The organism is Monashia sp. HAY1-2A, from assembly GCF_056755315.1.
Genome location: NZ_JBNDHY010000249.1, coordinates 1 through 3,472, shown reverse-complemented (window position 1 = coordinate 3,472; position 3,472 = coordinate 1). Strand labels below are relative to the sequence as shown.

Below are 3,472 nucleotides of genomic sequence, written 5' to 3'. Positions count from 1 at the left end.
CGTCATCGACACCGCGCACGGCCACCAGGACAAGATGATGGAGGCGTTGCGCGCCGTACGGGCACTCGGTCCGCAGGTCCCCGTCGTCGCCGGCAACGTCGTGTCTGCCGCCGGCACCCGCGAGCTCATCGAGGCAGGAGCCGACATCGTCAAGGTCGGCGTCGGCCCCGGTGCCATGTGCACGACGCGGATGATGACGGCCGTCGGTCGGCCGCAGTTCTCCGCGGTGCTCGAATGTGCCACGGCGGCAAGGGAGCTCGGCCGACATGTCTGGGCCGACGGTGGAGTGCGCCACCCGCGCGACGTCGCGCTCGCCCTGGCCGCCGGCGCCTCCAACGTCATGATCGGCTCCTGGTTCGCCGGCACCCTCGAGTCGCCCGGGGACCTGTACACCGACAACGACGGCCGCATGTACAAGGAGTCGTTCGGCATGGCCAGCTCTCGCGCGGTCCGCAACCGCACGGCGGGCGACACCGCCTACGACCGCGCACGCAAGTCCCTCTTCGAGGAGGGCATCAGCAGCGCACGGATGTACGTCGACCCCGCCCGGCCGTCGGTCGAGGACGTCATCGACCAGATCATCGCGGGCCTGCGCAGCAGCTGCACGTACGCGGGGGCGCGCACCCTCGAGGAGTTCCACGAGCGTGCCGTGGTCGGCCTCCAGAGCACCGCCGGGTTCGCCGAGGGGCGCCCGCTCCACACGTCCTGGTGAGGTACGGCGCGTCCTGTCCGGTGCCGGCTCGCTCGAACGGCATCTCCCGGACGGGCGAGCCCGGCAGACTGGTCGGGTGGACGCCGCCCTCGCCGGCCTGCTCGGCACCGCGATCGGCGCGGTGGCGGGCATCGTGGGTTCCCTCATCGCCTCGGGGCACCAGGTGCGCATCGAGCGCGAGCGGGTGGCCGCCGCCCGCCGGGACGAGCTGACGCGCGCGGCGCGCCAGTCGCTCCTCGACCTCGTGCAGCTGGTCGCGACGGGAACCCAGGCGATCGCGTGGGTGACCTGGGCGGTCGGCTCCCAGCCCCGGGAGCAGTCGCTCGCCGAGGCCCGCCGGTACGAGGAGACGATGCGTGCCCTCCTGCCGCGGCTCGTCGCGGCACAGGTCGCCGTTGCCAGCCTCAGCGACGTGGCCACCTACCAGCGGCTGGACCCCATCGTGCGCGGCCTGGTCCACCTGGACGTGCGGGTGGGGACGGCCCTGGTCGGCCACGAGCAGGGCAGCGCCGGCGCGGTCGCCGAGCTGGGCGCACTCCGCGACGAGACGACGGAGTTCGAGCGCCGGACCGTCGACACGGTCCGCAGCATGCTCAGCGGCACGAACGGACCGTGACCACCCAGGCAGGGTGCGACCGGGTCAATGACGCTTGCGGCCGACCTCGACGACGCGCCAACCGCGTTCGCGGGCGATCTCGCGCAGCTCGCGGTCGGGGTTGACGGCCACGGCCTGTCCGACGCGCTCCATCATCGGCAGGTCGCTCACCGAGTCGCTGTAGGCGGTGCACCGGGCGAGGTCGTAGCCGCGCTCGGCCGCGAGCTTCTCGATCTCGATGACCTTGCCGGCGCCGTAGCAGAACTCACCGGCCAGGTGCCCGGTGTAGCGGCCCTCGTCGTCGAGCTCGCTGCGGGTGGCGACCGCGCCCTCAAGGCCCAGGGCCGTCGCGATGCGGCTCACGAGCTCGATGGGCGAGGCCGACACGACGATGCGGTCCTGGCCGAGGGCCTTGCAGTCCGACAGCAGCGTCAGGGACGCCGGGATGGCCCTGCGGACGATGCCGGGCACGATGGCGTCGGTGAGGTGGATGATGTCGGACTGCCGGATGCCGGCCACCGCGCGCAGGATGCGCTCGCGCAGCGCCTCGGACCCCGCGTCGGTGGATCCCTTGCGGTGGAAGGAGATCGCGTTGACGGTGTCCTTAACGAGGTCGCGCCACGGCACGTGACCGCCCCGGAAGGCGGCGATCGCGAGGGGGTAGTTGGCCGACCCGCGGATCAGCGTCCGGTCGAGGTCGAAGAACGCCGCGACAGGCCCCCCGCCCGAGAGGGGCAGGGGGCCGAGGGTCGACGCGTCAGCCGACATGGGCGGCGAGGGGCAGGGCCGCCCGACGGCGCGGCACCGACGCGTTGACGGCGTCCTTGGGCAGCCGGCGCGGCGTGCGCGCCGCGCGCGGCGGCAGCGCCAGCCGGAAGACCTTCGCCCAGGCCTGCCCGACCTGACGCGGCAGCGGGCCGGTCGTGTAGGGCAGCCCGTAGCGCTCGCAGATCTCGCGCAGCTCCACCGCGACCTCGGCGTAGCGGTTGCTCGGCAGGTCGGGGAAGCAGTGGTGCTCGATCTGGTGGGACAGGTTGCCGGTCATGATGTGCATCAGCTTCGAGCCGGAGATGTTGGCCGATCCGAGCATCTGGCGGATGTACCAGTCGCCGCGCGTCTCGCCCTCGATCTCCTCCTCGGTGAAGGTGTCGACGCCGTCGGGGAAGTGGCCGCAGAAGATGACCGAGTGGGCCCACACGTTGCGGATGGCGTTGGCCGTGAAGGTGCCGATGAGGGCCTGCTTGCCGGAGCCGAACGGCACGGCGGCCAGCGGCGTGGCGGCGTAGTCCTTGGTGAACTGACGCACCACCTTGCGTCCCATCGCCTTGAGGTCCGCCTTGAGCTCGTCCTTGGACTTCTCGCCCTGCTGGTAGGCCTCGAGCTCGAGGTCGTAGATGGCGATGCCCCACTCGAAGAAGGGCGCCAGGACCATGTTGATGGCGGGATTGAAGATGTTGGAGGGGTGCCACGGCTGGTCCTCGTCCATGCGCAGCACCGAGTAGCCCACGTCCTTGTCCTTGCCCAGCACGTTGGTCCACGTGTGGTGCAGGTCGTTGTGGGTGTGCTTCCAGGCGGCGGCGGGCGTGACGAAGTCCCACTCCCACGTCGTCGAGTGGATGTCGGGGTCGCGCATCCAGTCCCACTGGCCGTGCAGGACGTTGTGCCCGATCTCCATGTTCTCGAGGATCTTGGCGACCGAGAGCATCGCGGTACCTGCGACGAGCGCCGTCTTCTTCTTCGAGAAGAGCAGCGTGGCGCGGCCGGCGAGCTCGAGCGTGCGCTGGATGCGGATCACCCGGCGGATGTAGGCGGCGTCCTTGGCACCCCGGGTCGCGATGACGCGGTTGCGCAGGGCGTCGAGCTCCTGGCCGAGACGCTCGACGTCGGCGTCGGACAGGTGCGCGGCGGCGCTCGGGCGCTTCGCCGGGCCACCGGCGGCGGCCAGGACCGGCTTCCGGGGCCGGACCTCACGGCCGTCCGCGGACGGTCCGGTGGGGGTCGTGGGGGCGGGTCGGTTCACGGTGGTGGTCATCGGTGGTTCCCTTCTCAGATGTCCAGATGGACGGGCCCGGCAGCGGCGTTGACGCAGGTCTGGATCAGCTCGCCCTCGTCGCCGTGGACCTCTCCGGTACGCAGGTCGCGGACCTTGCCGGCCACGAGCGGTG

At 71.6% G+C, this 3,472-nt stretch carries 4 protein-coding genes and 1 pseudogene; 2 read left to right on the top strand and 3 right to left on the bottom strand.

What is annotated here, in order from left to right; all coding sequences use genetic code 11:
• Together ACPYOM_RS21325 and ACPYOM_RS21320 are read left to right on the top strand one after the other, a co-directional pair.
• Positions 1-712: IMP dehydrogenase (locus ACPYOM_RS21325; protein ID WP_481347489.1), on the top strand; the 712-nt coding region annotated here is incomplete at its 5' end.
• Positions 713-788: 76 nt separating this feature from the next.
• Entirely contained in the window at positions 789-1,328 is a 540-nt protein-coding gene (locus ACPYOM_RS21320) for a hypothetical protein (protein WP_481347488.1), read from the top strand.
• 24 nt (positions 1,329-1,352) lie between these two features.
• Here ACPYOM_RS21320 and ACPYOM_RS21315 read toward each other — a convergent pair whose 3' ends face one another.
• The 3 genes and pseudogenes from ACPYOM_RS21315 to ACPYOM_RS21305 all read right to left on the bottom strand — a co-directional run.
• Complete coding sequence (locus tag ACPYOM_RS21315) at positions 1,353-2,075, bottom strand: HAD family hydrolase (RefSeq protein WP_481347487.1); 723 nt, start codon at positions 2,073-2,075, stop codon at positions 1,353-1,355.
• Positions 2,065-3,339 carry a fatty acid desaturase family protein gene (locus ACPYOM_RS21310; protein WP_481347486.1) on the bottom strand — a complete coding sequence of 425 codons (1,275 nt, stop codon included), beginning with the start codon at positions 3,337-3,339 and terminating at the stop codon, positions 2,065-2,067. Before ACPYOM_RS21310 ends, ACPYOM_RS21315 begins: the two co-directional genes overlap by 11 nt.
• A 14-nt stretch (positions 3,340-3,353) precedes the next feature.
• Positions 3,354-3,472: pseudogene (locus ACPYOM_RS21305) on the bottom strand (ferredoxin reductase); the annotation flags it as partial.